This is a genomic window from Vibrio sp. D173a (assembly GCF_030248475.1).
On sequence record NZ_JAHGAH010000726.1, the window covers coordinates 1 to 778 of the forward strand.

Consider the following 778-nt stretch of genomic DNA (forward strand, 5'->3'; position numbering starts at 1 on the left):
CACGTTCGCTGTTGTAACGACCAGCCCAAATCAACACACCTTGATACGCTTCACGTACCGCAGCTTTGAATGCTTTCGGAGTTTCTGGTGCATCGTCCCAATCCACTTCAGCAATGTGCAGGTAAACGATCTTATAAAGGTTAAGTAGCGCTGCTGCTGCCGTGTAAGTCTCTACAGGTGTCGCATCAACGGTACCATTCAATGAAGTGAAAGGTGCTAAACGAACACCAACACGGTCTGCTCCAATCGCTTCAACCATAGCTTCAACCACTTCACCTAGGAAGCGCAGACGGTTTTCAATTGAACCACCGTATTCATCAGTACGGTTATTCGCTTCAGAATCAATAAACTGGTTCACTAGGTAACCGTTCGCAGCATGAAGCTCAACACCATCAAAGCCCGCTTCAATCGCATTCAGTGCCGCTTGGCGGTACTGCTCGATAACCATTTTGATGTCATCTTTGGTCATTTCACGCGGTTCAACCACATCCACAAAGCCCGGTTCGTCGGTACCGTTGTCGATAAATACTTTTACGTTTTCCGCTTTCAGTGCTGACGATGAGATCGGCTGCTCGCCACCAATGTTGTCTGGGTGAGTCACGCGACCTACATGCCATAGTTGAGCAAAGATCTTACCGTTCTGTTCATGTACAGCGTCTGTTACTTTTTTCCAGCCCGCAATCTGCTCTTGAGTGTAGATACCCGGAGTCCAAGCGTAACCTTGGCCCATTGGCGAGATTTGCGTACCTTCAGCGATAATAAGACCAGCAGAAGCACG

At 48.5% G+C, this 778-nt stretch carries 1 protein-coding gene; it reads right to left on the reverse strand.

Annotation, left to right across the window (positions count from 1 at the left end):
* On the reverse strand, positions 1-778 hold a 778-nt coding region (locus KIV40_RS28820; protein ID WP_285352647.1), incomplete at both ends, for an alkene reductase.